Annotated in this window: 20 protein-coding genes and 4 tRNA genes; 7 read left to right on the top strand and 17 right to left on the bottom strand. The window is 71.8% G+C overall.

The genetic code is table 11. The annotated features are described in order from the left end of the window. Positions 1 to 460 precede the first annotated feature (460 nt). Positions 461 to 1,708, bottom strand: coding sequence for an IS256 family transposase (locus HPC71_RS12740; protein ID WP_154617526.1), 1,248 nt, complete (start codon positions 1,706 to 1,708; stop codon positions 461 to 463). A 555-nt stretch (positions 1,709 to 2,263) separates the two neighbouring features. Here HPC71_RS12740 and HPC71_RS21090 point away from each other — a divergent pair. After that, positions 2,264 to 3,580 (top strand): HNH endonuclease signature motif containing protein, encoded by a 1,317-nt coding sequence (locus tag HPC71_RS21090; RefSeq protein WP_154617090.1) that lies wholly within the window; start codon positions 2,264 to 2,266, stop codon positions 3,578 to 3,580. A 361-nt stretch (positions 3,581 to 3,941) separates the two neighbouring features. Here the strand turns inward: HPC71_RS21090 and HPC71_RS12730 are convergent, their stop codons facing one another. Both HPC71_RS12730 and HPC71_RS12725 read right to left on the bottom strand, forming a co-directional pair. After that, positions 3,942 to 4,361: a hypothetical protein gene (locus HPC71_RS12730; protein WP_154617092.1), complete on the bottom strand. Its 420-nt coding sequence runs from the start codon at positions 4,359 to 4,361 to the stop codon at positions 3,942 to 3,944. Between the two features lie 175 nt (positions 4,362 to 4,536). Next, complete coding sequence (locus HPC71_RS12725; RefSeq protein ID WP_171896765.1) at positions 4,537 to 5,448, bottom strand: universal stress protein; 912 nt, start codon at positions 5,446 to 5,448, stop codon at positions 4,537 to 4,539. Between the two features lie 105 nt (positions 5,449 to 5,553). On the opposite strand from HPC71_RS12725, the gene HPC71_RS12720 reads away from it, so the two are divergent. Then, on the top strand, positions 5,554 to 6,003 hold the full coding sequence (locus tag HPC71_RS12720) for a pyridoxamine 5'-phosphate oxidase family protein (protein ID WP_154617096.1): 450 nt from the start codon (positions 5,554 to 5,556) through the stop codon (positions 6,001 to 6,003). On the opposite strand, the gene cydD is transcribed toward HPC71_RS12720, so the two are convergent. The 3 genes from cydD to HPC71_RS12705 are packed head-to-tail and all read right to left on the bottom strand — an operon-like array spanning position 5,985 to position 11,816. Further along, positions 5,985 to 9,305 carry a thiol reductant ABC exporter subunit CydD gene (gene cydD / locus HPC71_RS12715; RefSeq protein WP_171896764.1) on the bottom strand — a complete coding sequence of 1,107 codons (3,321 nt, stop codon included), beginning with the start codon at positions 9,303 to 9,305 and terminating at the stop codon, positions 5,985 to 5,987. The two genes, HPC71_RS12720 and cydD, sit on opposite strands and share 19 nt — an antisense overlap. Beyond that, positions 9,302 to 10,321, bottom strand: a complete 1,020-nt coding sequence (gene cydB / locus HPC71_RS12710; protein ID WP_154617098.1) for a cytochrome d ubiquinol oxidase subunit II — start codon at positions 10,319 to 10,321, stop codon at positions 9,302 to 9,304. The genes cydD and cydB overlap by 4 nt, the downstream gene beginning before the upstream one ends. 37 nt (positions 10,322 to 10,358) lie before the next feature. Continuing rightward, positions 10,359 to 11,816 (bottom strand): cytochrome ubiquinol oxidase subunit I, encoded by a 1,458-nt coding sequence (locus tag HPC71_RS12705; RefSeq protein WP_171896763.1) that lies wholly within the window; start codon positions 11,814 to 11,816, stop codon positions 10,359 to 10,361. 279 nt (positions 11,817 to 12,095) lie between these two features. Between HPC71_RS12705 and HPC71_RS12700 the strand changes: the two genes are divergently transcribed. Then, positions 12,096 to 12,680 (top strand): sigma-70 family RNA polymerase sigma factor, encoded by a 585-nt coding sequence (locus tag HPC71_RS12700; RefSeq protein WP_171896762.1) that lies wholly within the window; start codon positions 12,096 to 12,098, stop codon positions 12,678 to 12,680. A gap of 33 nt (positions 12,681 to 12,713) precedes the next feature. Here the strand turns inward: HPC71_RS12700 and HPC71_RS12695 are convergent, their stop codons facing one another. Beyond that, positions 12,714 to 13,790 (bottom strand): Acg family FMN-binding oxidoreductase, encoded by a 1,077-nt coding sequence (locus HPC71_RS12695; protein ID WP_154617102.1) that lies wholly within the window; start codon positions 13,788 to 13,790, stop codon positions 12,714 to 12,716. Positions 13,791 to 13,929: 139 nt separating this feature from the next. Between HPC71_RS12695 and HPC71_RS12690 the strand changes: the two genes are divergently transcribed. After that, entirely contained in the window at positions 13,930 to 14,580 is a 651-nt protein-coding gene (locus HPC71_RS12690; protein ID WP_154617104.1) for a response regulator, read from the top strand. Positions 14,581 to 14,642: 62 nt separating this feature from the next. Here HPC71_RS12690 and HPC71_RS12685 read toward each other — a convergent pair whose 3' ends face one another. Further along, positions 14,643 to 15,056 (bottom strand): pyridoxamine 5'-phosphate oxidase family protein, encoded by a 414-nt coding sequence (locus HPC71_RS12685; RefSeq protein WP_154617106.1) that lies wholly within the window; start codon positions 15,054 to 15,056, stop codon positions 14,643 to 14,645. A 92-nt stretch (positions 15,057 to 15,148) separates the two neighbouring features. Here HPC71_RS12685 and HPC71_RS12680 point away from each other — a divergent pair, with 92 nt between their 5' ends. Then, on the top strand, positions 15,149 to 16,867 hold the full coding sequence (locus tag HPC71_RS12680; RefSeq protein WP_154617108.1) for a sensor histidine kinase: 1,719 nt from the start codon (positions 15,149 to 15,151) through the stop codon (positions 16,865 to 16,867). Between the two features lie 100 nt (positions 16,868 to 16,967). On the opposite strand, the gene HPC71_RS12675 is transcribed toward HPC71_RS12680, so the two are convergent. The 3 genes from HPC71_RS12675 to HPC71_RS12665 form a co-directional block, all read right to left on the bottom strand. Next, positions 16,968 to 17,042, bottom strand: a tRNA-Val gene (locus HPC71_RS12675). A gap of 22 nt (positions 17,043 to 17,064) precedes the next feature. After that, positions 17,065 to 17,135, bottom strand: a tRNA-Cys gene (locus HPC71_RS12670). Positions 17,136 to 17,182: 47 nt separating this feature from the next. After that, a tRNA-Gly gene (locus tag HPC71_RS12665) sits at positions 17,183 to 17,255 on the bottom strand. A gap of 448 nt (positions 17,256 to 17,703) precedes the next feature. Between HPC71_RS12665 and HPC71_RS12660 the strand changes: the two genes are divergently transcribed. Continuing rightward, positions 17,704 to 17,775 (top strand) — tRNA-Val (locus HPC71_RS12660). A gap of 617 nt (positions 17,776 to 18,392) precedes the next feature. After that, positions 18,393 to 21,323, top strand: coding sequence for a helix-turn-helix transcriptional regulator (locus HPC71_RS12655; protein ID WP_154617110.1), 2,931 nt, complete (start codon positions 18,393 to 18,395; stop codon positions 21,321 to 21,323). Positions 21,324 to 21,908: 585 nt separating this feature from the next. Here HPC71_RS12655 and HPC71_RS12650 read toward each other — a convergent pair. The 6 genes from HPC71_RS12650 to HPC71_RS12625 all read right to left on the bottom strand — a co-directional run bounded on the left by HPC71_RS12650 (position 21,909) and on the right by HPC71_RS12625 (position 25,235). Continuing rightward, the gene (locus HPC71_RS12650) at positions 21,909 to 22,106 is read right to left on the bottom strand and encodes a helix-turn-helix transcriptional regulator (protein ID WP_257866261.1); all 198 of its coding nucleotides are present in this window, start codon (positions 22,104 to 22,106) and stop codon (positions 21,909 to 21,911) included. Further along, positions 22,099 to 22,500, bottom strand: coding sequence for a hypothetical protein (locus HPC71_RS12645; protein WP_154617112.1), 402 nt, complete (start codon positions 22,498 to 22,500; stop codon positions 22,099 to 22,101). Before HPC71_RS12645 ends, HPC71_RS12650 begins: the two co-directional genes overlap by 8 nt. Positions 22,501 to 22,569: 69 nt before the next feature. Further along, on the bottom strand, positions 22,570 to 23,886 hold the full coding sequence (locus tag HPC71_RS12640) for a hypothetical protein (protein ID WP_154617114.1): 1,317 nt from the start codon (positions 23,884 to 23,886) through the stop codon (positions 22,570 to 22,572). After that, positions 23,886 to 24,284, bottom strand: coding sequence for a hypothetical protein (locus HPC71_RS12635; protein ID WP_230084670.1), 399 nt, complete (start codon positions 24,282 to 24,284; stop codon positions 23,886 to 23,888). Before HPC71_RS12635 ends, HPC71_RS12640 begins: the two co-directional genes overlap by 1 nt. A gap of 17 nt (positions 24,285 to 24,301) precedes the next feature. Then, entirely contained in the window at positions 24,302 to 24,814 is a 513-nt protein-coding gene (locus HPC71_RS12630) for a hypothetical protein (protein ID WP_230084671.1), read from the bottom strand. Between the two features lie 19 nt (positions 24,815 to 24,833). Beyond that, complete coding sequence (locus HPC71_RS12625; protein WP_230084672.1) at positions 24,834 to 25,235, bottom strand: single-stranded DNA-binding protein; 402 nt, start codon at positions 25,233 to 25,235, stop codon at positions 24,834 to 24,836. Between the last annotated feature and the right edge of the window lie 132 nt (positions 25,236 to 25,367).

The following is a 25,367-nucleotide window of genomic DNA, read 5'->3' as shown; positions in this document are numbered from 1 at the left end:
CGGCGCCGACGTGTCGAGACCCCCGCCGGCCGAGCTTCGGCCTGCGGGCTGTGGGTGGTTGCGGCTTTGGCAGTTATAGGACCGGGTACGCCGTGGGTCGCGGTTCGCTGCCGGGTCGCCGGCCGCCGCCTTCCGCTGGTCGAGCAGGAGGCGCCCCCGGCGCCGACGTGTCGAGGCCCCTGGCAGCCGAGCTTCGGCCTGCGGGCCCCCATCCGCTGGTCGAGCAGGAGGCGCCCTGGCGCCGACGTGTCGAGGCCCCTGGCAGCCGAGCTTCGGCTTGCAGGCCCCCGCCGCTGGTCGAGCAGGAGGCGCCCTGGCGCCGACGTGTCGAGACCCCCGCCGGCCGAGCTTCGGCCTGCGGGCTGTGGGTGGTTCCGGCTTTGGCAGTTATAGGACCGGGTACGCCGTGGGGGTCAAGTCCCGGGTAGTGGTGTAGCGCTGCGTTCTCCTCGATGAGGTGTCAGGCGGTCAGTGCGGGTAGGTCATCAGCTCCGATCTCGGGTTCGACGCCGGGGACGATGTTCATTCGGGAGCGGGCCAGGACGTCGAGTCCGAGGTAGCGGCGTCCTTCTGCCCATTCGTCGGTCTGTTCGGCCAGGACGGCGCCAACGAGCCGGACGATGGCGTCGCGGTTGGGGAAGATACCGACCGCGTCGGTGCGGCGCCGGATCTCCTTGTTCAGCCGCTCGGTCGGGTTGTTGGACCAGATCTGGGTCCAGATCTCCTTCGGGAACGCGGTGAAGGACAGTAGGTCTGCTCGGGCGCGGTCGAGGTGGTCGTGCACCGCAGGGAGCTTGGCTTCGACGTAGTCGAGCAGTCGGTCGAACTGTGCCTGGACCGCGGCGGCGTCGGGCTGGTCGTAGACGCTGTGCAGCATCGCTTTGACCGCGGGCCACATGCTCTTCGGGGTCACGCTCATGAGGTTGAACGCGTAGTGGGTGCGGCACCGCTGCCAGCTGGTTCCGGAGAGGTTGGCGGCAATCGCCTCACGCAGTCCGGCGTGGGCGTCGCTGGTGACGAGGCGGACCCCGGTCAGCCCGCGGGCGACAAGGTCGGCGAAGAACTCGTTCCACGCCGCTCCGGTTTCGGCGGTCGCGACCCGCATGCCGAGCACTTCGCGGTGGCCATCGTTGTTCACCCCAGTGGCCAGGAGCACGACGGCATTGATGACGCGGCCGCCCTCGCGGACCTTCATGGTGAGCGCGTCGGCGGTGAGGAACGTGAACGGTCCTGCGTCGCCCAGCGGGCGGTGGCGGAAGTCTTCGACGATCGAGTCCAGGTCGGCCGCCATCCGGGAGACCTGGGACTTCGACAGCCCGTCGATGCCGAGCGTCTTGACCAGCTTGTCCATGCGCCGGGTGCTGACGCCGGCGAGGTAGCAGTCGGCCACCACGGTGATCAGCGCGGACTCTGCGCGCTTGCGGCGCTCGAGGAGCCACTCGGGGAAGTAGGTGCCTTTGCGGAGCTTGGGAATCGCCACGTCGATCGTGCCGACCCGGGTGTCCAGGTCGCGGTGGCGGTAGCCGTTGCGCTGCGTTGTCCGGGAGGCCGAGGGGCGGCCCCACTCGGCACCGACGACGGCGTCGGCATCAGCGCAGAGCAAGGCATTGATGATCGACTGCAGCAGGCTGCGCATCAGATCGGGCGAAGCCTCAGCGAGGGCTTCGCCGAGCAGGCCAGCAGGGTCGACAATGTGCGGAGCGGTCATCGTGATGGTCCGTTCGAGAGAGCTGTGAGAGGCGAACTCGAAGGATCACGCGGTGGCCGCGTCTACGTCCACGACAGGGACGAACTCGGCGACCGCGCTACACCACTATCGGGGACTCAACTGCCGTGGGTCGCGGTTCGCTGCCGGGTCGCCGGCCGCCGCCTTCCGCTGGTCGAGCAGGAGGCGCCCTGGCGCCGACGTGTCGCGGCCCCTGGCGGCCTACCTTCGGCCTGCGGGACCGCCCGCTGGTCGAGCAGGAGGCGCCCCCGGCGCCGACGTGTCGAGGCCCCGTGAGCCGACCTTCGGCCTGCGGGCCCCCGCTGTTGGTCGAGCAGGAGGCGCCCCCGGCACCGACGTGTCGAGGCCCCGTGAGCCGACCTTCGGCCTGCGGGCCGTGGGTGGTTGCGGCTTTGGCAGCTATTGGGACGAGGTACGCCGAGGGTCGCTGTCTGCTGCCGGGTCTCTGGCCGCCGCCTCGCGCTGGCGCGTCCGACCCGTTCTGAAGATGTGCGAACAGGCCCTTCCGTTCGAGCAGGTGTTCGAGTAGAATGAGGCATGGCCTTGATCGCGACGCTCGAGCACCCGCTGGACACCCCAGCCGACGTGCTCGCGTCCGCCCGGGCTGAGCAGAAGGCGGCGAACGCTGCGGAGGCTCGTCTCCTGGAGACGGCGGTCCAGTGGTGCGTGCTGCACCCGGCCGAGTCGCTCGACGAGGCAGCCACCTGGTCGGTGTTCCGTGGGTTCGGTGACAAGCCGGTGTGCCTGGCGGGTGAGGGTGCGCCGTTCGTGACGGAGTTCGCGGTGGTGGAGTTCGCCGCGGGACTGGGGAAGTCGGAGGACGCCGGCCGGGCCTACCTGGCCGAGGCGCTCGAGCTGCGGTACCGGCTGCCGAAGCTGTGGAAGAAGGTCACCGACCTCGACCTGCCCGCCTGGAGGGCACGTTCCCTGGCCCGCCGAACGCTCAATCTGTCGAAGAACGGTGCGGCGTTCGTCGACACCCACCTCGCACCGGTCGCCTCGACCATCGGGCCGGCGGCGTTGGAGCGGCTCCTGGAGGAGGCGCTGGTCCGGTTCGACCCCGACGAGGCCCAACGGGTCGCCACCGAACGCGCCGAGGCCCGGCACGTGACCATCCAGTCACGCCAGGTCTCCTTCGACGGACACGTGGACGTGTGGGCGACCCTCGACCTGGCGGATGCGCTGGATCTCGACGACGCGCTGGCCAAGGGCGCGGCGCGACTCGAGGCGCTGGGGTGCACCGACACCCTCGACGCCCGACGGTCCGTGGCGCTGGGTGACATGGCCCGGCGCCAGCTGACCCTCGAGTTCGGCACCGACCCCAAGCCCCTCGTGGTCCACGTCCACCAGAGCCCCGACGGGACCCTGGACGACATCACCCGCGTGGAGAACACCCGCGGGTTCGTGCTCACCACTCAGCTCGCCGACTGGTGCACCCGCGCCGCGCGGTCCGAGGCCGGCAAGACGATCACCGTCAAGCCGGTGATCGACCTCAACGCCCGGATTCACGTCGAGGCCTACGAGGTCCCCGACCGCCTCAGCCAACAGACCCGGCTCCGCGACCACCACTGCGTGTTCCCCTGGTGCACCCGCCCCGCCCACGCGAACTCAAGGGTGGACGACGACCACGTCATCCCGCACAACAGGGGCGGACCGACGGCGACCGAGAACATCGCGCCTTTGTGTCGACGTCACCACCGCGCCAAGACCCACGCCGGCTGGTCGCAGCATTCACCGTCGCCAGGGGTGTACGCGTGGCGAAGTCCGACCGGACTCACCTACCGGGTCGACCACCACGGCACCCACGACCTCGGCCCCGAACCACCACCGGCGCTCGAACCGCCCCCGACATAGCCCACCGCCCACGACCCCGCCGGACCCCCCAGCCGGCGGGGTACAGGCACGCTCGTGGGGCCGTACCAGGTGGCGTCGGATGACTGCGCGGCCGCGGGAAACCGCTGGCCCCGGTGGGGTGCGCCGATCAGGCCGCGCAGCGGTTCGCGAGCCGCACCGACCCCGCCAACGACCCGACCTGCGGCGCGCCCGGATGTCCCTGCCAGGGGAGGCAGGACGACCGGGGGCTGACGACGGTGGGCCGCCGAGTCGGCACTTCTGACCGGTCGAGTCAGCGCTTCGCTCGATCACGCACGGGAACTGCCGATGTCGACCGGGACGAGCCTCACCAGCCCCTGTCGGCCTGACCCGGCCGCGGCGGTCATCCTCCGAAGCACTGGTTGTCCTCGAGCCGCACCGCCTTGTAGGTCTCAGTCGGCGGGATGAAGACGCGGAACTGGACCGAGGCGGGGAACTCCACGTCGTACTTCTTGACCTTGAACTTCTTCATGTCCGCGGGCCGGTAGGTCAGCGTCTTGTAGACCCCGGTCTTCGTGGTGGTGACGCGCTCCAGCTTCTTCCAGGAGCCCTTGCCGCACGAGCGGATCTGCGTGTAGACGAAGATCCCGCGACCGTCCTTGCCGACGATCTTCCCGCCGCCGTCGATGTCGGGGTACTCGGGATCGCCCTTCAGGCGCTTGATCACCCGCTCCTCCTTGGCGCCACCCTCGGCAGACGCCGAGGCGGTCATCCCGCCCAGCGCCAGCCCGAGGGCCACCAGCACAGCAGCAGTGCGCTTCATCTCGTCTCCTACCTTCCACGCCGTTGCCAGGACACCTCGCGTCCTGGCCTCGCGGCGATGGTGGTGGGACGCGAGTGCGCGCCGATCACCAACCGGAGGATCCGGACGATCCCGGACAGCTTCGAGCCGGCAGACGCGCGGCGCAGGCTCAGTCGGCAGGCTCAAGTCGGCAGGCTCAGTCGGTGGAGGGCACGACGAGCACGGGGCAGGTGGCGTGCTCGACCACGGCGGTGCTCACCGAGCCGCGCAGCAGGGCGGTGACCGGCCCGGTGCGGTGGTGGCCGACGACCACGAGGTCGTGCTCGGCCGACTCCCGGCCGAGGACCTCCTCGGCCAGCCCGCGGGCCAGCTCGATGGTGACCGGGACGTCGGGGAACTTCTCCGACATGCCGGCGACGCTCTCGCCGACCAGGCGCCGCAGGTCCTCGGTGTCGGCCCCCGCGCTCGGGACGATGTGGCCGGGGGTGGTCGCCGCGATGACGTCCCAGAAGCAGTGGACGACCGTGAGCGGCAGGCGTCGCACCGAGGCGTGGCGGTACGCCGCCTCGAGGGCCGGCAGCGAGCGCTCGGTGCCGTCGACGCCGACGATCACGCCGTGGCGCGGGGCGTTGGGGCTGCCGGGGCGGACCACGACGACCGGGCCCTTCGCGTGGCGGGCGACCGCGACGCCGACCGAGCCCAGCAGCAGGCCGGAGACCGGCCCGCGGCCGTGCGAGCCGACGACGGTGGTGTGGGCGACGGCGCTCGCCTCGATGAGCGCCAGGCGCGGGTCGACCTGCTGGAGGACCTCCACCAGCTCGACCGACGGGTGGCTCGTGCCGAGCTCCGCGGCGGTCCGGGCGAGCAGGTCGCGCCCCCCGGCCTCGATGTCGCGGCGTACCTCCGTCGGGTCGACGGCCATCGAGGTCAGCCACATGCTCGTGGTGGTGCTCATCGAGTCCGCGGCGTGCAGCAGCACGAGCCGGCGGGACTCCAGCACGGCCTGGTCGGCGGCCCAGGCGACGGCCTGCGCAGCGCAGTCGGAGCCGTCGACGCCGACGACGATGCTGCCGGCGGGGACCGCGGTGCGGGTGGTGTTCTCGTCCATGGCCCCACGCTCGCGTGAGCGGGGCCGGATGCCCATGGGCGGACGGCCCGAGCCGGTTGGGACCAAAGGCCTGAGAGCGGCGGCGGGCGGTGCAAGGATCGGCCCATGAGGTCGGAGACCGAGCTGGACGCCGAGGACTGCCGCACGCTCCTGGAGCGCGGGGTGGTCGGCCGGATCGCCTTCTGGGCCGAGGACGGGCCGCGCATCCACCCGGTCAACTACAGCGTGCTCGACGACGCGGTGCTGGTGCGCACCAAGCCCGCCTCCGCGCTGGCGCGGATCGCCCAGGGCGGCTCCGGCGCCACTGTCGCCTTCCAGGTCGACGGGCTCGACCATGCCGACCAGCGCGGGTGGAGCGTGCTGGCCCGCGGCCCGGTCGACGAGCTCTCCGACGCCGAGGCGGTGGCCGCGCTCGAGCGGGTCCGCCCGCCGCGCGCGTGGGCGCCCGGCGAGCGGACCGTGGTGGTGCGGATGTGCTGGACCGAGCTCACCGGGCGCCGGCTCGGGACCGGGTGGGACCCGGTCCGCGACCAGGACTACCGCCGGCTTCGCTGAGGCGTCTCGGCGCCGGGCCGGGCGCCGAGGTCGACGACGGAGTCGACCAGGTCCAGGCCGCTGCCGTCGTGGGTGATCCACACCAGGCTGCGCTCGCGCGGCCCGGTGAGCAGCTCCGCGACCAGCTCGGAGGCCGTGGCGTGGTCCAGGTGCGCGGTCGGCTCGTCGAGCACCAGCACCGGGTGCGCGGCCAGCAGCGACCGGGCCACGGCGATCCGGGCGCGCTCGCCGCCCGAGACCTGGGCGTGGCCCTCGCCGAGCCAGGTCTCCAGGCCGTCGGGCAGCGAGTCGAGCCAGTGGCCGAGCCGGGCTCGGCGCAGGGCGTCCTCGACCTCGGCGTCGGAGGCGCCCGGCCGCGCGAACCGGACGTTCTCCACCAGCGTGCTGGCGAAGACGTGCGGGTCGTCGTCGACCAGGCCGACCAGGCGACGTACGTCGTCGGGCGCGACGTCGGTGGTGCGCGCCCCGCCGAGGCGGATCGCGCCGGCGGCCGGGTCGAGGAAGCGCAGCAGCAGCGCGGCGAGCGTGCTCTTGCCCGAGCCCGAGGGCCCGACCACGCCGACCCGGGCGCCGGGCGGGACGTCGAAGGAGACCTCGTGCAGGCCCGAGCGGGCGCCGTCCCAGCCGCCGCGGACGTGGTCGACCACGACGTCGTGCCCGTCGGGCTCGGCGGTCGCCACGGTGGCCCGGACCGCAGGGGCGCGGTGCTCGAGCTCGTGCAGCCGGGCAGCGGCGGCGTCGGTGCGCGAGGAGAGCGCGCCGGCGTCGGCCAGGGGGAGGAGCACGTCGGCCAGGGCGAGCGGCAGCAGCACCAGCAGCGCGGCCATCGGGCCGGAGAGCCCCCCGGCGCCCACGGCCTCGGCCGCGACCTGGGCGGTCAGCGCGAGCGACCCGCCGGTGGCGGCGAGGACGACCGCGCGAGCCGCGCCGGACCAGGCGCCGGAGCGCAGGGTCGAGCGGCCGAGCCGGTCGCTGAGCGTGCCGACCCGGTCCGCGGCGCGGTCCCCGGCCTGCCACATCACCAGCTCCGGCAGCACCGAGGTGACCTCGACGGCCGCGGCGGAGAGGGCTGCGCGGTGCTCGACCGCGGCCCGCTCGGCGGACTCGGCGCCGTGCCGGCCCAGGAGGTACGCCGCCGTGCCGGCCACCGCCGCGAAGGCGGTGATCGCGAGGCCGGCCGCGGGTGCGAGCCAGGTCGCGACCGCACCGCCCAGCAGCACCACGAGGGCCGCCTGGCGCACCGGCATCCGCACCCGGAGCTCGGCGTCGACCACGCCGTCGACGTCGTCGACCACGGAGGCGAGCAGGTCCCCGCGTCGCCGGCCGAGCCGGCCCGGGGTGAGCGGGACCAGCGCGTCGTACACCTCGACGCGGCGGCGGGCCAGCAGGCGCAGCGCGACGTCGTGGGAGCCCAGCCGCTCGGCGTACCGCAGCACCGGGCGGGCCAGGCCGAAGGCCCGCACGCCGACCACGGCGATCATCAAGGTGAGCACGGGCGGGTGGGTGGAGGCCTGGACGATCAGCCAGCCGGCGGTGGCGGTCAGCGCGACGCCCGAGGCCGAGGCCAGGGCACCGACGAGGGTCGAGGGCCACAGGCTGCCGACCGGCTGGTCCTGCTCCTGGTCCTCCTCGGCCGGGTCGGCGGGTGCCTCGACGGCCGTCGGGGCCGCGGCGGCCGCCTCGACCGCCGGCGCTGGCGTGACGTCCTGGGCCGGGGCAGACATCGCCAGGTGGTGGTCGGCGACCTCGAGCAGGGCGGGGCGGTGGGCGACGACCACGACGCCGCTGGTGCGGCCGAGCTCGGCGACGGTGTCGACGATGACCTGCTCGGTGAGGTCGTCGAGGTGGGCGGTGGGCTCGTCGAGCAGCACCCAGGGCCGGTCGGCGACCAGCACCCGGGCGAGCGCGAGGCGCGCCCGCTCGCCGGCGGAGAGGGTCAGGCCGTCCTCGCCGAGCGGGGTGTCGAGGCCCTCGGGGAGCGCGAGCACGCGCTCGGCGAGCGCGACCCGCCGCAGGGCCGACCAGAGCTGGTCGTCGCTCGCATCGGGCGTGCCGAGGCGCAGGTTGTCGGCCAGCGTGCCGGCGACGAAGACCGGCCGCTGGGGGAGCCAGGCGATCTGCTCCTGCCAGGAGCGGCCGCCGACGGGACGCCCGTCGATGCTGACCGATCCGGTGTCGCGGGCCAGCAGGCCGGCGATCGTCGCGAGCAGCGTGGACTTGCCGCACCCGGACGGGCCGGTGACCACCGTGACCCCGCGGGCGGGGACGGTGGCGGTCAGGGACGCCACGGCCGGCACGGTGCGGCCGGGGTGGGTGACGGTGATGCCGTCGAGCTCGAGGTCGCCCGCGGCCGGGCGGTCGGCGGGGTCGGCCTCGGGGGTGCCGGAGACGAGCGCGTCGACGGCCTCGAAGGTGGCCACGCCCTCGGCGGCGGCGTGGAACTCCGCGCCGACGCGGCGCAGCGGCCAGTACGCCTCGGGAGCCAGCAGCAGCACGAACAGCGCGGTGGTCAGCCCGAGGTCGCCGTGGGCGAGGCGGACGCCGACGGTGACCGCGACCAGGGCGACCGACAGGGTCGCGACCAGCTCGAGGATGGCGGAGGAGGCGAAGGCCACCCGCAGGGTGCCGAGCGAGGCGCGGCGGTAGCGGTCGGTGACCCGGGCGATGGTGCGCGACTGCACCCGGGCCCGCCGGTAGGCCACGAGCGTGGGGAGGCCCCGGACGACGTCGAGGAAGTGGCCGGAGAGGGCCGCCATCGCGCGCCACTGCTCCTCGGCCTTGTCCCGTGTGGCCAGCCCGACGAGCGCGCCGAAGACCGGTACGAGCGGCAGGGTCGCGGCGACGATGACCGCGGACAACAGGTCCTGGGTGGCGATGACCACGAGGGTCAGCAGGGGCAGGACGCCGGCGAGGACGACGGCCGGCAGGTAGCGGGTGAGGTACGGCTCGGCCGCGGAGACGCCGCGGGTCAGCAGGACCGCGTCCCCGGGCTCGGCCCGGCCGCGGCGCAGCAGGGCGCCGACGACCTGGCGGCGCAGGTGCGTGCCCACCCGGGCCGCGGCCCGGGCGGCGAAGGCGTCGCCCGCCCAGCCGGTCAGGGCGCGGAGGCCGAGGACGACGGCCACGGCGACCGCCCAGCCCCGCAGCGGCTCCTCGCGCACGACCGCGACGACGAGCCCGGTGACCACCCACGCCTGGGCGACGACCAGGACCGCGCCGAGCAGCCCGCTCGCCAGCACGCCCGCCAGCTGGCCCCGGGCGGGGGCCAGCTGGCGGCGCAGGCGAGGGTCGGTCGGCTTCACGAACCCTGGCCGGCCAGGGCCGGCTCGGGGATGTGGTGCACGGAGATCCGCTTGCGGAAGACCCAGTAGGTCCACGCCTGGTACATCAGGACGAGCGGGGTGAAGATCGCGGCCACGACGGTCATGATCTTGAGCGTGTACGCCGTCGCGGCGGCGTTCGTCGTCGTCAGGCTGATGCCGTCGGCCAGCGTCGTGGGCATCACGTCGGGGAACAGCGCGAGGAACAGCCCGGCCACGCCGAGCAGGATCGCGAGGAACGTCCCGAGGAACGCCCAGCCCTCCCGCGCGGCGGGCAGGGCGACCAGGCCGGCGACCAGGGCGACCGCGGCGAGGCCGAAGGCGACCAGCGAGGCGGTGCTGCCGGTCTCGAGCTGGGTCCAGGTCAGGAAGACCACGGTGACCACGGCCGCGGCCAGGCCGACCTTGACGGCCAGCGCCCGGGCCGCGAGGCGGATCGGGCCGTCGGTCTTGAGCGAGATGAAGACCGCGCCGTGGGTGAGGAAGAGCAGCAGCGTCATCGCGCCGCCGAGCAGGGCGTAGGGGTTGAGCAGCTCGAAGAACCCGCCGACGTACTCCATCTCGGCGTCGATCTTCACCCCGCCCACGATGTTGGCGAAGGCCACGCCCCACAGGAACGCGGGCACGAACGAGCCGACGATGATCGCGGTGTCCCAGCGCGACTTCCAGGTCGCGTCCTCGTGCTTGTGGCGGTACTCGAAGGCCACGCCGCGGACGATGAGCGCGACCAGGATGAGCAGCAGCGGGAGGTAGAAGCCGCTGAAGAGCGTGGCGTACCACTCGGGGAACGCCGCGAACGTCGCGCCGCCGGCGACGAGGAGCCAGACCTCGTTGCCGTCCCAGACCGGGCCGATGGTGTTGATCAGGACGCGACGCTCGCGGTCGCTCTTGCCCAGGACGGGCAGGAGCATGCCGACACCGAAGTCGAAGCCCTCGAGGGCGAAGTAGCCCATCCAGAGGATCGCGATGAGCGCGAACCAGACGGTGGTGAGTTCCATGGGGTGCAGATCTCTTTCCTGGAGGTGCCGGGTCGGCTCAGTAGGCGAAGGCGAAGGGCTTGTCGGCGTCGTCGTCGGAGCGGACCTTGGGCAGGTCGTCCTCCGTCACCGGGTCGGCGCCCTTGCGGATGTAGGTGAGGAGCAGGCGGACCTCGACGATCGCCAGGACGCCGTAGACGGCGGTGAGCGTGATCAGCGAGATCAGCATCTCGGTGGCGCTGACGCCGGGGGAGACGGCCGAGGCGGTGGTCATCAGCCCGAAGACCGCCCAGGGCTGGCGACCGAGCTCGGTGAAGATCCAGCCCATCGAGTTGGCGAACAGCGGCATGAAGGGGAGCAGCACGACCGCGAGGTAGAGCAGCCGCCCGGCGGGGGCCCGGCCCTTGCGCGTCGCCCAGAGCAGCCAGGTCGCCACGCCCATGGCGAGGAAGCCCAGGCCCATCATGAACCGGAAGGTCCAGTACGTCGTGGGGATGTTGGGCGTGTAGTCGCCGGCGGAGTAGTAGGCGGCGCCGGGGTCCTGGCCGTAGGTCTCCTTGTACTGCTCGCGCAGCTCGCGGATGCCCTTGACCTCCCCGTCGGTGGTGCCGGTCGCGAGGAAGGACAGCAGGCGGGGGATCGTGATGGCGAACTTCTCGTGCTCACCGTCCGGCGTGCCGATGGTCAGCACCGAGAACGACGCCGGCTGCTCGGTCTCGTAGAGCGCCTCGGCCGCGGCCATCTTCATCGGCTGGACCTCGGTCATGACCTTGCCCTGGATGTCGCCGACCGCGGCGACCCCGATGCCGGTGACCAGCACGATCCAGGCGCCGGTCCGGGTGGCCTTGCGCCACATGCTCGTCTCGTCGCTGGTCGCGTCGACGGCCTGCTCGCGGCGCATGTGCCAGAACGCGATGCCGACGACGAACGCGGCGGCGGTCATGTACGCCGCCAGCACGACGTGCGGGAAGGTCACCAGCTGGACCTTGTTGAACATCACCGCGGCGAAGTCGTTCATCTCCGCGCGTCCGGTCTCGGGGTTGAACGCGTACCCGACCGGGTTCTGCATCCAGGAGTTGGCCGCCAGGATGAAGTAGGCGGAGAACAGCGTGCCGAGGTGGACCAGCCACATGCAGGCGTTGTGCAGCTTCGCGGGGAGCCGGTCCCAGCCGAAGATCCACAGGCCGAGGAACGTGGACTCGAGGAAGAACGCGAGCAGGCCCTCGATGGCCAGCGGTGCGCCGAAGACGTCGCCGACGAAGCGGCTGTAGTCGCTCCAGTTCATGCCGAACTGGAACTCCTGGACGATGCCGGTGACCACGCCGATGGCGAAGTTGATCAGGAAGAGCTTGCCGAAGAAGCGGGTGAGCCGTAACCACTGGGTGTTGCCGGTGCGCAACCAGGCCACCTGGTAGCCGGCCACCATGGCCGACAAGCCGATGCTGATCGGCACGAACATGAAGTGGTAGACGGTCGTGATGGCGAACTGCCACCGTGCGATGTCGAGCGGGTCCACGGTCCCTCTTCCTGGGGTGGTCCTGATGGGGTGAGCACGCCGGGAGTCCGGCGTCGACCACCGTAGGAATCGAGGCTCGTGTTGCGGCATGGGCCAGGGTCCCCGGGTGCCGGGACCTTGGTCCTCTCCTTCTCGTGACCGGAGGCCGTCGGGCCCGTCACGGGTCTCGTCCACCCACCGGCACGGACCGCCGCGTGCCCGCGCCTCGACCGGGTACCTTGTGCACAAGTTGATTGCGCGTCAGTGAAATTGACGCGGGCATGGAGGGGGAGGAGCGGCGTGCCGCAGCGCAAGCAGGAGTGGGGCCCGGCCTCGCTGGAGGACCACCTGGCAGCGGTCGGCCGGGGCGACGCCACGGCGTTCGCCCAGGTCTATGAGGTGGTGGCGCCCCGCGTGCTCGGCGTCGCCCACCGGCTGCTGCGCGACGTGCACCAGGCCGAGGAGGTCACCCAGGAGGTGCTGCTCCAGGTGTGGCAGACGGCCTCGCGCTTCGACCCGGCGCGAGGTTCCGCCCTCGCGTGGGTGATGACGCTGGCCCACGGGCGCGCGGTCGACCGGGTCCGCTCGAGCGAGGCGACCCGGCGCCGGGACCTGGCCGATGCCCGGCTCGGCGTCGTCCGCGAGCACGACGTCACCGTCGCCGCGGTCCAGGCCGCGCTCGACGCGGCCGAGGTACGCCGCGCGCTCGCGGCGCTGCCGGTCGGGCAGCGCCAGGCCCTCGAGCTGGCCTACTTCGGCGGCCACACCCACCGGGAGGTCGCCGGGCTCCTGGGCGTGCCGCTCGGCACCGTCAAGGGACGCATCCGCGACGGGCTGCTGCGCCTGCGCGGGCTGCTCGAGGTCGAGCTGGCGCAGCCGGCCTGACCCGAGGGGCCCGGCCGGGCCGGGCCCCGGGGCTCAGTGCAGCAGGACGTCGTCGAGGTCGCGGCGAGGGGTGCGCGGCAGCGTGCTCCGGGCGATCTCCTGCCACCCGAGCCGGACGACGAGCTGGGGGTGGGTCGTGCCGTCGAGCACCTGGTGGCGCAGCGCCTCCCGGGTCTCCTCGACCTCGATGACCTGGCTCAGCGGCACCACCGAGAGCCGGTCGGTGGTGGCGCGCAGCCACAGCGCGCTCAGCGCCTCACCGGCCCGCAGCTGGTCCAGTGGACCGTCGTCGGGCGTCGACACGATGAGCATCCCGTCGCTGGTCGCGACCGCGCTCCGGTCGACCGCCGGCTCCGTGAGGAACGGGTCGTCGAGGCCGGTGTCGTAGGCGGCGTTGCAGCTGGCGTTGCAGCTGACGTCGTAGCTGGTGTCGGCGGGGTCGGCCGACGGGTCGGGGAGCAGGGCGTCGTCGAAGCGGCTCCCGGCTCCGGCCGGCACCGCCGCGGCGGGGATCCCGTCACGCAGGGAGTGGTGGATCCACAGCCGCTGCTCCTCGCGCAGCCGCAGGTCGCCGGCCTGCTGCACCCGGGCGCGGGCGAAGAGCAGGTCGATCCGGTGCCGGCGGGTGAGGTCCAGCAGGGGGACCACCTCGGCCCCCTCGAGCGAGCCGATCTGTGCCAGGTGCTCCAGCCGCGCGTCCGGGACCGGCCAGGAGGTGAACCGGCGCCGGTCGGTCACCCGGGCGGCGATCGCCGAGAGGTCCCGGGCCGCGCTGGGGGCGACCTCGTCGCGCACCAGGGAGACCGAGGCCAGCAGGTCGGGGCGGCTCGGGTCGGGGATCCGCTCGACCTCGGCCCGCCAGCCGTGCGCGGCGGCGCCGACGCGCAGGTGGTGCAGGGCGGCGCCGCAGCTCAGCAGCAGGTTGCGCCCGGTGGGGTCGGCCGCGGGCAGGCGGCGCGCGGGGTCGGCGTACAGCTCGACCGTGCCGGTGTCCCGCGTCGCGCCGGCCTCCACCCGCCACAGCCACGGCTGGGTGTTGTGCACGCTCGGGGCGCGGCAGGCGAGCCCGACGAGCGCGGCGAGCTCGGTGCGCGTGGCGTGCGACGGCATAGGTGCTCTCCAGAGACGAACAGGGGCGTGGTCTGCCAGCGTGCGCCCCGTCCGGCCCGTGCGGCAGGGACGAAGGTCCCGGGTAGGGGGGTCCAACAGCCTCGGCAGTGAGGGGGCCGAGAGGGTAGGTTGCGGTCCCATGGCCGAGGCGACTCCCCCCAAGATCCGCGTGTACCTGCTGGACGACCACGAGATCGTCCGGCGCGGCATCCGCGAGCTGCTGGAGAGCGAGGGGGACATCGAGGTCGTGGGCGAGTCCGGCCTCGCCGAGGAGGCCACGGCGCGGATCCCGGCGCTGCGCCCGGACGTGGCGATCCTCGACGGCCGGCTGCCGGACGGCTCCGGCATCGACGTCTGCCGCGAGGTGCGCTCGCGCGACTCCTCGATCCGGGCGCTGATCCTGACGTCGTACGACGACGACGAGGCGCTGTTCGCGGCGATCATGGCCGGCGCGGCCGGCTACATCCTCAAGCAGGTGCGCGGCACCGACCTGCTGGACTCCGTGCGCCGCGTCGCCGACGGGCAGTCGATGCTCGACCCCGCGGTGACCGCGCAGGTCCTCGAGCGGCTGCGCACGGGCCCGCCGTCCGACGAGGGCCGCGACCGGCTCACCGGCCAGGAGCAGAAGATCCTGGACCTGATCGCCGAGGGGCTGACCAACCGCCAGATCGGCGAGAAGCTGTTCCTCGCGGAGAAGACGGTGAAGAACTACGTCTCCTCGATGCTGGCCAAGCTCGGGCTCGAGAGCCGCACGCAGGCGGCGATCTACGCCACCAAGAACCAGCGCTGAGCCCCAGCCCTCGACAGCTCCGAGTCGCCAGTCCTCAATCCCCAGTCCTCAGTTCTCAGTCCTCAGTCCTCGACCGGCGGCAGCCGGCGGCCGGTGATCTCGCTGGGGACGACCACGACCCAGAGCGGGCGGGGTCCGGCCGGCCAGGTCTCCACCTCCGGCGGGGTGGGCCCTCGGTCGTCGGGGAACCGCACGTGAGCGGTCCCGCGCACCAGCACGCTCCACGCGGCGTGAGCGGCCGGGTCGACGTCGTCGACCTCGAAGGCCACCGGGCTCTCGTCGGCCTCCCGCACCAGCGCGGCGTACGCCGAGGTGCGGATCCACACCGCGTCCTCGGCGATCCCGTAGTTCACCGGGAGGACCGTCGGGCCCGCGGGCCCCGACCAGGCCACCCGGCCGATCTCGCGGCTCGCGAGCAGCGCCCAGCACTCGGCGGGGGACAGGGTGTGCAGCTCGGCTCTCGCGGGGGTGCTCATGGCGCCACGTTCGGGCGTGCGCCGGGGCGCCGGGAGGGGGCAACGTCCTGCTCGAGTGGGGACCAAGGTCCCGAGGCGCTAGCGTGCAGGGCATGGCGGAGGACGAGACGACCGACCTGCGATCGGCCGGTTTCGACGAGTTGCTGCGCGAGATGCTCGGGCGCGTGCAAGGCGTCATCGACGAGCAGGAGCGGCTGCGGCTGCTCCTCGACGCGGTCGTCACGATGGGGGCCGACCTGTCGCTGGACGGGGTGCTCTCGCGGATCGTGGAGGTGGCCAGCCGGCTGGTCGGGGCGCGGTACGCCGCGCTCGGCGTGATCGGTTGCGGGCCGAACCGCCCGCTGAGCACCTTCGTCCACCACGGGATGGGCACCGAGGTGGTGCACACCATCGGCCAGCTGCCGCGCGGGCACGGGATCCTCGGCCACATCATCGACCGGCCCGAGCCGCTGCGGTTGCACGACCTGACCCAGCACCCGGCGTCGTACGGCTTCCCGCCAGGCCACCCGCCGATGAGCTCCTTCCTCGGGGTCCCGGTGCGCATCCGCGACCGCGTCTTCGGCAACCTCTACCTGACCGAGAAGGAGGGCGGGGTCGACTTCACCGAGACCGACGAGGAGGTCGTGGTCGCCCTCGCGGCCGCCGCCGGTGTCGCGATCGAGAACGCCCGGCTCTACGGCGAGGCGGCGCTGCGCCAGCGGTGGCTCGCCGCGACCGCCGACGTGACCGCCCTGCTCTCCAACGCCGACCCGCGGGGCGTCCCCTCCGACGAGGTCGCCGACGACGCGCTCCAGGCGGTGGTGACCCTCGCCCGCGAGGCCGCCGGTGCCGACCTCGTCTGGGTCGTCGCGGGCACCCCCGAGCACCCGACCGTCGTGGCGGCCTCGCCAGGCCACCCGGACCATCCGGGCACCCGGCAGCCCGCGATCCCGGCGCCCGTCGGCGCGCACCCGGTGAGCGACGAGCCCTCCGCGGTGCCGGACGCGTCCGAAGCCGGGCTGACCGCGCCGGGCTGGCCGACGCTCGGCCCCGCGGTGACCGTGCCGCTGCGCACCCCCGATGAGTCCTACGGCGTCCTGGTGCTCGGCTGGTGCCCCGAGCACGCCCACCGCCACCAGGACCTCGACCTCTCCCTGCCGACGACGTTCGCCGAGCAGACCGCCGTGGCCCTCCAGCTGGCCCGCGCCCGCGCCGACCAGCAGCGGCTCGCGGTCTTCGAGGACCGCGACCGGATCGGCCGGGACCTGCACGACCTGGTCATCCAGCGGCTCTTCGCGGTCGGGCTGGGCCTGCAGGGCACCGCCCGCCAGCTCGAGCAGCCCGAGCTCGCGGCCCGGGTCGAGGAGGCCGTCGACGAGCTCGACGCCACGATCAAGGACATCCGTCGCTCGATCTTCGCCCTCGGCTCGACCGACGCCCGTTCGGACCTGCAGGCCGAGGTCACCCGGATGGTCGACCGCGCCGCCCAGACGATGAAGGTGCGGCCCACGCTGCGGTTCGAGGGCCCGGTGCGCACGCTCGTGCCCGCCGAGGTCGCGCCGCACCTGCTGGCGGTGCTCGGCGAGGCGCTCTCGAACGCCGCCCGGCACGCCGATGCGCACGCCGTCGACGTGCACCTCGAGGTCGGCCGCGAGGTCGTGCTGACCGTGGCCGACGACGGGCGCGGCCTGCCCCCCGACACCCGGGAGAGCGGGCTGCGCAACCTGCGGCAGCGGGCCCGCGAGCTCGGCGGGGACTGCGACATCACCTCCGCCCCCGGCCGCGGCACCTCCGTGCGCTGGTCGGTCCCCACCCGGCGTACTGCTGGGTGAGGGGCGCGCGCCCCGGCGTGCGGGGCCGGTGTCCCGCGGGCGGGGGAGACGCACCCCGAGAACCAGCGAACCCCCAGGCCGAGGGCCTGGGGGTTCGATCTGGTGGGCGATACTGGGTTTGAACCAGTGACCTCTTCCGTGTCAAGGAAGCGCGCTACCACTGCGCCAATCGCCCAAGTATGGAGTTCTGTTCTCCGAGGTGGGTACGGGATTTGAACCCGTGTAGACGGATTTGCAGTCCGTTGCCTCGCCTCTCGGCCAACCCACCGTGCTGGTGCTGGTCCTTCCATGGAAGGACCGGTGGAAAGACCTTTGAGCGGACGACGAGGCTCGAACTCGCGACCTCAACCTTGGCAAGGTTGCGCTCTACCAACTGAGCTACGTCCGCTTGCTTCCGGCCGGGGCCGGCGTGCGAGAAGAACATTAGCCGAACCCCAGGGGGCCGCAAAATCGGGGTCCCCTCGACGTGTCGCAGCCCGGAACGGCGCGGTTTTCCGGCCGGCGGTCCACGGTCCGTCCCTCGCCGCTGGGTACGACGCAGGCTCTGGCGGGCCTCGTGGAGGCTTGTTGGGCCCCCGTTGGTCGAGCGATCGGCCCGACGAGCGTCGCCGTGACCTGGCGACCGGTGGTTGCGGGCCGTCGTTGCGGGCTGTCGTGGGCGGGCAGGTCGGGGGCGGTCGTGTGCCCAGGCACGCGACCACGCGCGTGCTCGACCACACGACCCGGCCCGGCCCGCCCCAGGTCGAGCCCGGCCCCGACCTCGCCATCGGAGCGCCGGTTGTGAGGGGCGCCGGCCCATGGGCTACAGTTTCGGCCGCACCGCAGGGTGCGCGCACGGGCGATTGGCGCAGTGGTAGCGCGCTTCGTTCACACCGAAGAGGTCACTGGTTCGAACCCAGTATCGCCCACCGTGTTTCCGCAGGTCAGAGGCATGTTTTCCAGATTCGCTTCTCCGCGGGGAACAACGAGGGAACAGCGCCGATCCGTCTTGTGAGCGCCGCACTGAGGGTCCGCTGTCCCTTGCGGTGTGATCGCCTCTAGCAGCGCACTGCTGGTCCGCGCACTGAGGTCCTGCGCCCGCGACCGGGACCGGGACCGACGAGGTGTACGACGTCGAGGCGGGCAGAAACCCGCTCGGCCACACCTCGAAGGCCGTGACCGAGTCGCACTGCATCAACCGCAAGCTGATCGTGCCTGACTATCGGGCGGCCACGGAGCGCCTTGCTCCCAGCCCGACGTCCTAGGCCCAGTGCGTAGGCCTGACTCCGGCCGACGCAGACCAGCTGTCACCCATCAGTGCAGTAGACCCCTCCGGTTGGTCGGAGGTCGAGTTTGAGTCTGCCAGCGATCTGTTCGGGACTCTCGCGTCGCTGCAGTCGAGTCGCGACCTCGCGCCGTAGCGCCAGGTTGGTGGCCAGCTTCGAGCTCCGCCGCGCGCGTCGACCCCGGTCCGCCGAGGATTGGGCAACCGAGGCCTTGTAGCCCCTGGTGCCGGTGCCGCGCTTGAGATCGCGGCTGACCGTGGATGGATCCCGCCCGACGTCGACACGCCCAAACCCGGCACGTCACCGCGACGGCGAACCCGTCGGCGGCAAGCTCACGAACGAGCCGGAACCCTATTTGGGGAGCACGTTCTCCCGCGCGACCGTTAGTCTGCGCACCAGAGCTGGAGCGCGAGCCGGTGGACGCCCGCCCACGGACGGAGACGACGATCGTGAAACAGCTGCTGGGTAGACGCCGAGAGTACGAGGCGGTGAGGCTGCTCCTCGACTGCGCTCACGCCGGCCAGAGCGGTGTTCTCGTGGTGCGCGGGGAGGCCGGCATCGGCAAGACGGCGATCCTCGAGCTGGCCCGCGATCTCGGTGCTGAGCAGTTCCAGGTGGTGTCCGCGAGCGGGGTGGAGTCCGAGACCGAGTTCGCGTTCGCGGGGTTGCACCAGTTGTGTGCTCCACTGCTGCGCCGCGCGGACATCCTCTCCGATCCGCAGCGCGAGGCGCTCCTCGTGGCCCTCGGGTGGCAGACCGGCCCCGCCCCCGACCTGTTCCTGGTCGGTCTCGCCGTCCTCAACCTCTGGTCCGATGCCGCTGACGAGCAGCCGCTGCTGTGCGTCGTCGACGACGTGCAGTGGTTCGACCAGGCCTCGGCCCAGGTCCTGGCCTTCGTGGCGCGTCGGTTGTCCGCCGAGCGAGTGGCGTTGCTGTTCGGCCGCCGCGAGACCGAAGGGGACCATCACGATCCCTTCCGGGGTCTGGCGGAGATCCACGTGGGACGGCTCTCTGATGCGGAGTCGCGCCAGCTCCTGGAGTCGGTCACCAACGTGACGATGGACAAGAGCGTGCGCGATCAGATCATCGCGGAGGCGCGCGGCAATCCGCTGGCCCTGCTGGAGCTGCCCCGCAGCGCGCGACCCGAGCGGCTGGCCGGAGGCTATGCCTTGCCGTACGTCGCGGGTGTCCCGCGGCGCATCGAGGACAGCTTCCGGAGACGCTCCCGGGACCTTCCTACCGACACGCAGGAGCTGCTGCTGATCGCGGCGGCCGAGCCCACCGGCGATCCGGCGCTGCTGGAGCGCGCCGCGGCCCGGTTGGATCTCGACGTCCAGGCAGCGGTGGCAGCCGAATCGGCCGGACTGTTGGAGATCGGTCCGGCCCGGGTGCGATTCGCCCATCCGCTCGTTCGATCGGCCGTGTACCAGGCGGCGAACCCCCAGGACCATCGACGGGTGCATCGCGCGTTGGCCGAGGCCACCGTAGCGTCCGATCCCGATCGCCGCGCCTGGCACCGTGCGCAGGCGGTGCAGGGGGTCGACGAGCAGGTCGCGGCCGAGCTCGAGGCGTCGGCCGTTCGCGCTCGATCCCGGGGTGGCTTGGCGGCGGCCGCGGCGTTCTTGCAGGGCGCGGCCGAGCTGACGCCGGATCCTGTGCTGCGCGCGAAGCGTTCGCTCGCCGCGGCACTCGCCAAGTACGAGGCCGGATCGTTCGACGAGGCCCGGCGACTGATCGAGGTTGCCGTCGACGTCAACCTCGAACCTCTCGACCACGCTCGCGCCGTTCTTCTGCGCACCCGGATGGACTACCAGGAGGCCCGGCACGGCAGCCCGCCCAAGGCGTTGTTGGCGGTCGCCGCGGGGCTGGCTCCTCTCGACCCGGTGCTCTCCCGTGAGACGTACCTCGACGCGTTGGACGGAGCGATCGTCACCGGTGGTGTGGAACCGGGATGGGGCCCGCGGGTCGCGGCCGAGGCGGCGTTGAATGCTCCACCTGCGCCGACGCCACCGCAGCTGGCGGACCTGCTGCTCGACGGGCTGACGACCATGTACACGAAAGGCTACGAAGCCAGCGTCCCCGAGCTCCGCAGGGCACTGGATGCGATGGTCGCGCTCGAGTCGAGTGCCGATCTGGACGGCAGCCGCCGCTGGCTGGGGTTGGCCAGCCGGACGGCCATAGCGTTGTTCGACGACGACCTCGTCAACGCGCTGGCCGACCGGCACGTGGCGCTCGCCCGCGAGGCGGGCGCGCTGGCGACGTTGCCGACTGCCCTGCTCATCCAGTCGCTCATGGCGGTGCTCTCCGGTGATCTGGCCCGCGCGGAACTGGTGGCGGGCCAGACCTCGATCCTGGCGCCGTCGCGAGCCCTGCCGCAGCTGCACGCCCATCTGATCCTCGCCGCGTGGCGCGGGGCCACCGAGGAGGCGTCCGAGCTCCGAGCGAGCGTGGAGCGAGGGTCCGAAGGCCCCGCTCAGCGCACCGAGCGCCTCATGACCACGTACGCCATGTCGGTACTGCACAACGGCCACGGAGACTATGCGGCGGCACTCGAGGTGGCATTGCAGTCCTTCCAGGCCTCCGAGCTGTCCCTCGGCAGTCTGCCCCACCCCGAGCTCGTCGAGGCCGCGTGCCGCCAGGGCCGGCCAGAGCTCGCCGCCGAGGCGCTGGCTGAGCTCACCGCGCGCGCTCAGGCCAGCGGCACCTCGTGGGGCCTGGGGTTGGCGGCGCGCTCGCGGGCGCTCGTCAGCAGCGGATCGGAGGCCGAGGCGCTCTATCGAGAGGCGATCGAGCACCTGGCCAAGCCGCGGACGGCCGGCCACCTCGCTCGCGCCCATCTGCTCTACGGGGAGTGGCTGCGTCGGGAGGGCCGCCGTCAGGACGCGCGCGAGCAGCTGCGCACGGCTCACAGGATGCTCGCGGAGATGGGTGCCGCGGGGTTTGCCGAGCGGGCCGCGCGCGAGTTGCGGGCCACGGGCGAGCACCCGCGCCGGCGCGACGCCCAGGCGGCGGATGCGCTCACCGAGCAGGAGCTTCAGGTCGCCCGACTCGTGGCCACGGGTGCGACCTCGAAGGAGGTCGGTGCGGCGCTGTTCCTCAGCCCGCGCACGATCGAGGCCCACCTGCGCAACATCTTCCGCAAGCTCGGCATCACGTCGCGCCGCCAGCTCGCCGAGGTGAAGCTGAGCTGACCCGTGGCGCCGGTGCGGCCCCGTGAGGACCTCGGCACTACGTAGGGGGTTACCTAGGCCGACGATGGCCTAGGTAACTAGGACAGGGACTTCTGAACCGCCCCGGAGATTCCGGAGGCTGAATTTTGTGGCTCAGCCGGTTGGCGTGAGCTCGCCCAGTGACGACCAGTGACGGACCCAGGATCCCCAGGCCCCATAGAGCTTCCGATCTCTAGGAACCACGCGGAACGCATGCTACGAAGGTCCGTAGATCACAGGCTCGGCCCGTTCCTCCTGGGACGGGCCGAGTGCCCAGCCGCAACGACTGCTGAGCGCGCCTTACCCGAGCTGCTCGCGGTCAAGGGGGACGTCGAGTACGGCACCAACCTCATCACCGGTGCGAAGGCCGAGCCGCTGGTACGGAGAGCCGACTCGTTGGTCGAGCTGGCGACCGAGATCGTCCGGCTCGGCGGATAGAAGAACCACGTCCTGGCAGGCTCGCGGACGATGAGTTCTCCGTTCATCCGGACTCTGGGGCAGCGCGAGTAGTTCTGGCGAGTCGGCGGGCCCCCGAGTGCAATCGCGGATTGCCGTCGTCCATCACGGTCACCGCCGAGCTGAGGGGATTCGGCGCAGTGCGGATTCGAGTTCGTCGAGTCGTAGCCGGATGGAGCGTCGCCCGCATTGGTAGGCGGGGATGGTGCCGTCGCTGATGCGGCGGCGGATGGTCCGGGTGGACAGGGACATGATTTCGGCGGCTTCGTCGAGGCTGACGTAGACGGGGAGTTCTCGCTTTCTAGCCACGGGGCTTCTCCTGGCCGGGCATGTGGATCGAGCGGCTGCTCGTGGTGGCGGAGATGAGTAACCGGCGGGTTTCGGCGGCGGTGATGTAGAGGCGGCCGCAGCCGTCGAAGCGGGCCCAGCGGGGGCCGACGCCACGTCGGCGCCAGTCGCGGACGGTGCGATGGGGGGTGCGGATGAGGTCGCGGAACTCTTCGACGGTGATGAGTCCTCGGTAGTCCCAGTCGTCGGGGACCTGGATGGGTACAGCGCGCGGGCCGTAACCGGGGCGGCGAACGCGCCATGTCAGCAGAGTCGCTTTCGGCACGCCGAGATAGCCGCAGGCGTCGTCCGTGTTCACGAACGGATCTCGGACCATCGAGACGACGGTGTCTGACGTGCTCATGTCGGTGGACATTTGCTCTCCCTTGGTCGGCATCACTTCCTAGGTGCACGGGCCCCGCCGGCGCGAGCCGGTGGTCCGGGGTCAGATGTTCGGGACTTCGACAGCCCGTCCTTTGATCGGGCGATGGATCAGCGCGGAGTGGAGGTCGACTCGCGTCGGTCCCGGGGTGGCCTCGGGCGGTTCGTCCTTGGGGCGTAGTCGCTCGCGCACGGTCTTCACCACTGCGAGATCGGTCGCCGACGTGATTGGGACGAAGCGTTCACGAACCGGGTGGACCAGTTGCCCGCCGCCGCCCACGAGGCGCGGGAGCGTCACGCGCTTGAAGAAGGCGCCATGCTCGACCCCGTCTTCGATGACGTCGGCGATGCGGTCGTCGAGGCGGTGGAACAGCAATTGGAACCCCGAGAGGACACGTGGCTCAAGGATGGTGTCCTTGGGGAGGGCTTTCAGTCGGGTGACGGCATTCGCACCTTCGGCCACGGCCAGTCCGCCCCTTCCGAGAAGGCCACCGACCTCGCGTAGCTGCTTCTGCATGACCGAGTAGGTGTCGGCGCGCGTGCTCCATCGCTCGGCGAGACGTTCGTCGATGCGGGCGGCGTACGGCGCGAGGTGCGTGGAGACGAGGCGTTGGGAGTCCACGATCAGGCGGAGGTTGGTCGCGTTGGGCACGGACTTCATCCGGATCACGAGGTTGTGCTGGGCCTGGATTACACCGAGGATCCCTGGACGCGCCGGGCCGGTGATGACCTTCGTCTTCGGTCGCCAGCCGAGATGATCGACCGCGTAGTCAGGTTGGCCGAGGTTCACGTCGAGGGCCGCAGCCAGTGAAGCCCAGCCGAGACGAGCGCTCTGGGCGAGCGGCTCCCAACCGGGTGTGTTCTTGTATCGCTGGTCGAGGACAACCAGTGCCTGGGTCAGCGCGGCGACGTCGCCGACGAGAGCCTGAGCCTGGGGCGCGGTCATCTGCGCGGACACCTGCTCACTCGTGTCGTGCTCCGCGAGGGCCGCTGCACGGGCGGCACGACGCCATCGGTCCACCATCGGGTTGGCGTTCGGCGTGGCCAGCTCATCAGTTGACCCCGGGCGCGCGGTCGATTGCTGTCGGGCGAGATCGAGCGCGCGCGCCAGTTCGCCGGCCGCTGTCAGATGTGCGCTGCTTACACCGACCGATCTGAACGGATTCGGCTGTGCCGGCGGCATGTTTGAGAACGCCAGTGGGCTTGCGGCGCGCATGGCTTGGCTGAGCCAGACGATGACACTCTGGCGGTAGGTTCGGATCAGACCACCGAGTTCCTCACGCTCCTCGGCCGTCGTCCCTACGAGCCGTTGCTGGACGCGGTGCTGCCGGAGAAGTGCCGCGAACTCGGCACGCATCGCCGCGCCGGTCTCCCCGTACATCAGGTGCCGTCCAAGGCGTATGCGTCATCGAGCATCGCGAGGACGAGCTCCACTGTGAGCGGGTCGACGCCGTGCTGCTCGAGCGCTTCCAGCGCTGATGTGGCGATAGCCAGCAAAACGGCGCGGTCTTCAGTTAGCCCTACGGCGTCGGCCGATGGGCACTCGTCTCCGTGGATACGATCTAGTTCGATGAGGACGCGCTCGTATGCCGATGAGGCGTCGATGGTCGATGCCTGATCGGCGAGCGCAGCGAGGTAGGAGCGCGCTTGCGCCAAGGTGAGTGCGTGGGGGAGAAGCACGATCGACTCCTTTCCTGGGTGGAGCGCCACCATCGCCGCGCTGTCGAGCCACGTCGCCGGTGATTGGAATGCCTGTGGAATCCAGGTGCGCAGCGGCACCCAGGGGCGGATCTGGGTCAGCCGAGCAGGGCTCGGCTGGCCATGGCCTCGGCGGCCCTGCGTCTGAGAACGTCGGCTCGAACGACCTCCTCGAAGTCTTGACGTCGGTCGGCGATGGAGATCTCGCCGCCGAGTTCCACGTCCTGTTCGCCGGGCCAGACGGTCTGGCGGGTCGGACGGTCACGATCGAGGCGGGTGCCGCACGTCGAGACCCAGTCCCGCAGCCGATGCCGGGCGTCGGCGAAGTCGCGCATCCACGCGATCGGGGCGGAGGGGCTCGCGGACTCGTGATAGCAGCTGAGCCAGTGGGTGTGCAGCGCCGAGAGTTCCCACACGAGCTCGTCGTGGCGATGCCAGTACGGCGGAACGATCGATGGCGGCAGTCCGAAGGAGACCTTCAGCCAGGTCACCCAGGCGTCAAGGTCATGCCACTCGCGGTCAGCGTCCTCGGACGCGAGGAGATTCCAGTTGATCGACTCCGGCGGACGCTCGAGAAGGTCGGTGACACCGCGGTCGGGCTCGTCGTGCATGCCCATGACTGGCGGCCGCTCAGATCGCGATGGGCGGCCGCTCGGGGACCGGTGAGAGCGGCCGTTCGGATGCGGCGTGGCGTCCACGCTGGACCACGTAGTCGGTCTTGTTGGCGTTGTGGCCGATCCTCTTGGCGACGAACTCTTCCTTGATGACGCTGGCGCCGTCGCGGCTCTCGACCTCGTATTCGTGGATGTAGCCGCTCGCGACGAACGAGTCGCCCTTGCGGAACCGTGCGTAGGTCTCGCGGGCCGTGCTCTCGAAGGCGACCATGTCGTGGAACGTCGGGTCGAGCTTGGTGAAGCTCCCGTCGACCTCCTTGCGCCACTGCTCGATTCCGACGCGGACGCGACAGCACTCGTCGCCAGCCCTGGTGAAGTGCAACTCGGGCGCTGAGGCGATGAAGCCGACGAGGCTCATCTGGGTAGGGATAGACATCGATGACTCCTGAGTTGGGCAGCCCATCGTGCGAACTGCGGTCAAGAGTTAGGTGCGAGCGTGAGGACAATACTGTCGGAGCGGAGCCCATATCGCGCGAAAAGACGCATGCTC

Origin of the sequence: Nocardioides marmotae (assembly GCF_013177455.1) — a bacterium.
Classification (GTDB): Bacteria; Actinomycetota; Actinomycetes; order Propionibacteriales; family Nocardioidaceae; genus Nocardioides; species Nocardioides marmotae.
Note: the sequence above shows the minus strand (reverse complement) of the source record. Positions and strands in the feature narration are given on the sequence as shown.

Bases quoted from the DNA above. Each gene is read 5' to 3' on its own strand.
- HPC71_RS12740 (WP_154617526.1), bottom strand. From the start codon at position 1,708: ATGACCGCTCCGCACATTGTCGACCCTGCTGGCCTGCTCGGCGAAGCC.
- HPC71_RS21090 (WP_154617090.1), top strand. From the start codon at position 2,264: ATGGCCTTGATCGCGACGCTCGAGCACCCGCTGGACACCCCAGCCGAC.
- HPC71_RS12730 (WP_154617092.1), bottom strand. From the start codon at position 4,361: ATGAAGCGCACTGCTGCTGTGCTGGTGGCCCTCGGGCTGGCGCTGGGC.
- HPC71_RS12725 (WP_171896765.1), bottom strand. From the start codon at position 5,448: ATGGACGAGAACACCACCCGCACCGCGGTCCCCGCCGGCAGCATCGTC.
- HPC71_RS12720 (WP_154617096.1), top strand. From the start codon at position 5,554: ATGAGGTCGGAGACCGAGCTGGACGCCGAGGACTGCCGCACGCTCCTG.
- cydB (WP_154617098.1), bottom strand. From the start codon at position 10,321: ATGGAACTCACCACCGTCTGGTTCGCGCTCATCGCGATCCTCTGGATG.
- HPC71_RS12695 (WP_154617102.1), bottom strand. From the start codon at position 13,790: ATGCCGTCGCACGCCACGCGCACCGAGCTCGCCGCGCTCGTCGGGCTC.
- HPC71_RS12690 (WP_154617104.1), top strand. From the start codon at position 13,930: ATGGCCGAGGCGACTCCCCCCAAGATCCGCGTGTACCTGCTGGACGAC.
- HPC71_RS12685 (WP_154617106.1), bottom strand. From the start codon at position 15,056: ATGAGCACCCCCGCGAGAGCCGAGCTGCACACCCTGTCCCCCGCCGAG.
- HPC71_RS12680 (WP_154617108.1), top strand. From the start codon at position 15,149: ATGGCGGAGGACGAGACGACCGACCTGCGATCGGCCGGTTTCGACGAG.
- HPC71_RS12655 (WP_154617110.1), top strand. From the start codon at position 18,393: ATGGATCCCGCCCGACGTCGACACGCCCAAACCCGGCACGTCACCGCG.
- HPC71_RS12645 (WP_154617112.1), bottom strand. From the start codon at position 22,500: ATGTCCACCGACATGAGCACGTCAGACACCGTCGTCTCGATGGTCCGA.
- HPC71_RS12640 (WP_154617114.1), bottom strand. From the start codon at position 23,886: ATGTACGGGGAGACCGGCGCGGCGATGCGTGCCGAGTTCGCGGCACTT.
- HPC71_RS12630 (WP_230084671.1), bottom strand. From the start codon at position 24,814: ATGCACGACGAGCCCGACCGCGGTGTCACCGACCTTCTCGAGCGTCCG.
- HPC71_RS12625 (WP_230084672.1), bottom strand. From the start codon at position 25,235: ATGAGCCTCGTCGGCTTCATCGCCTCAGCGCCCGAGTTGCACTTCACC.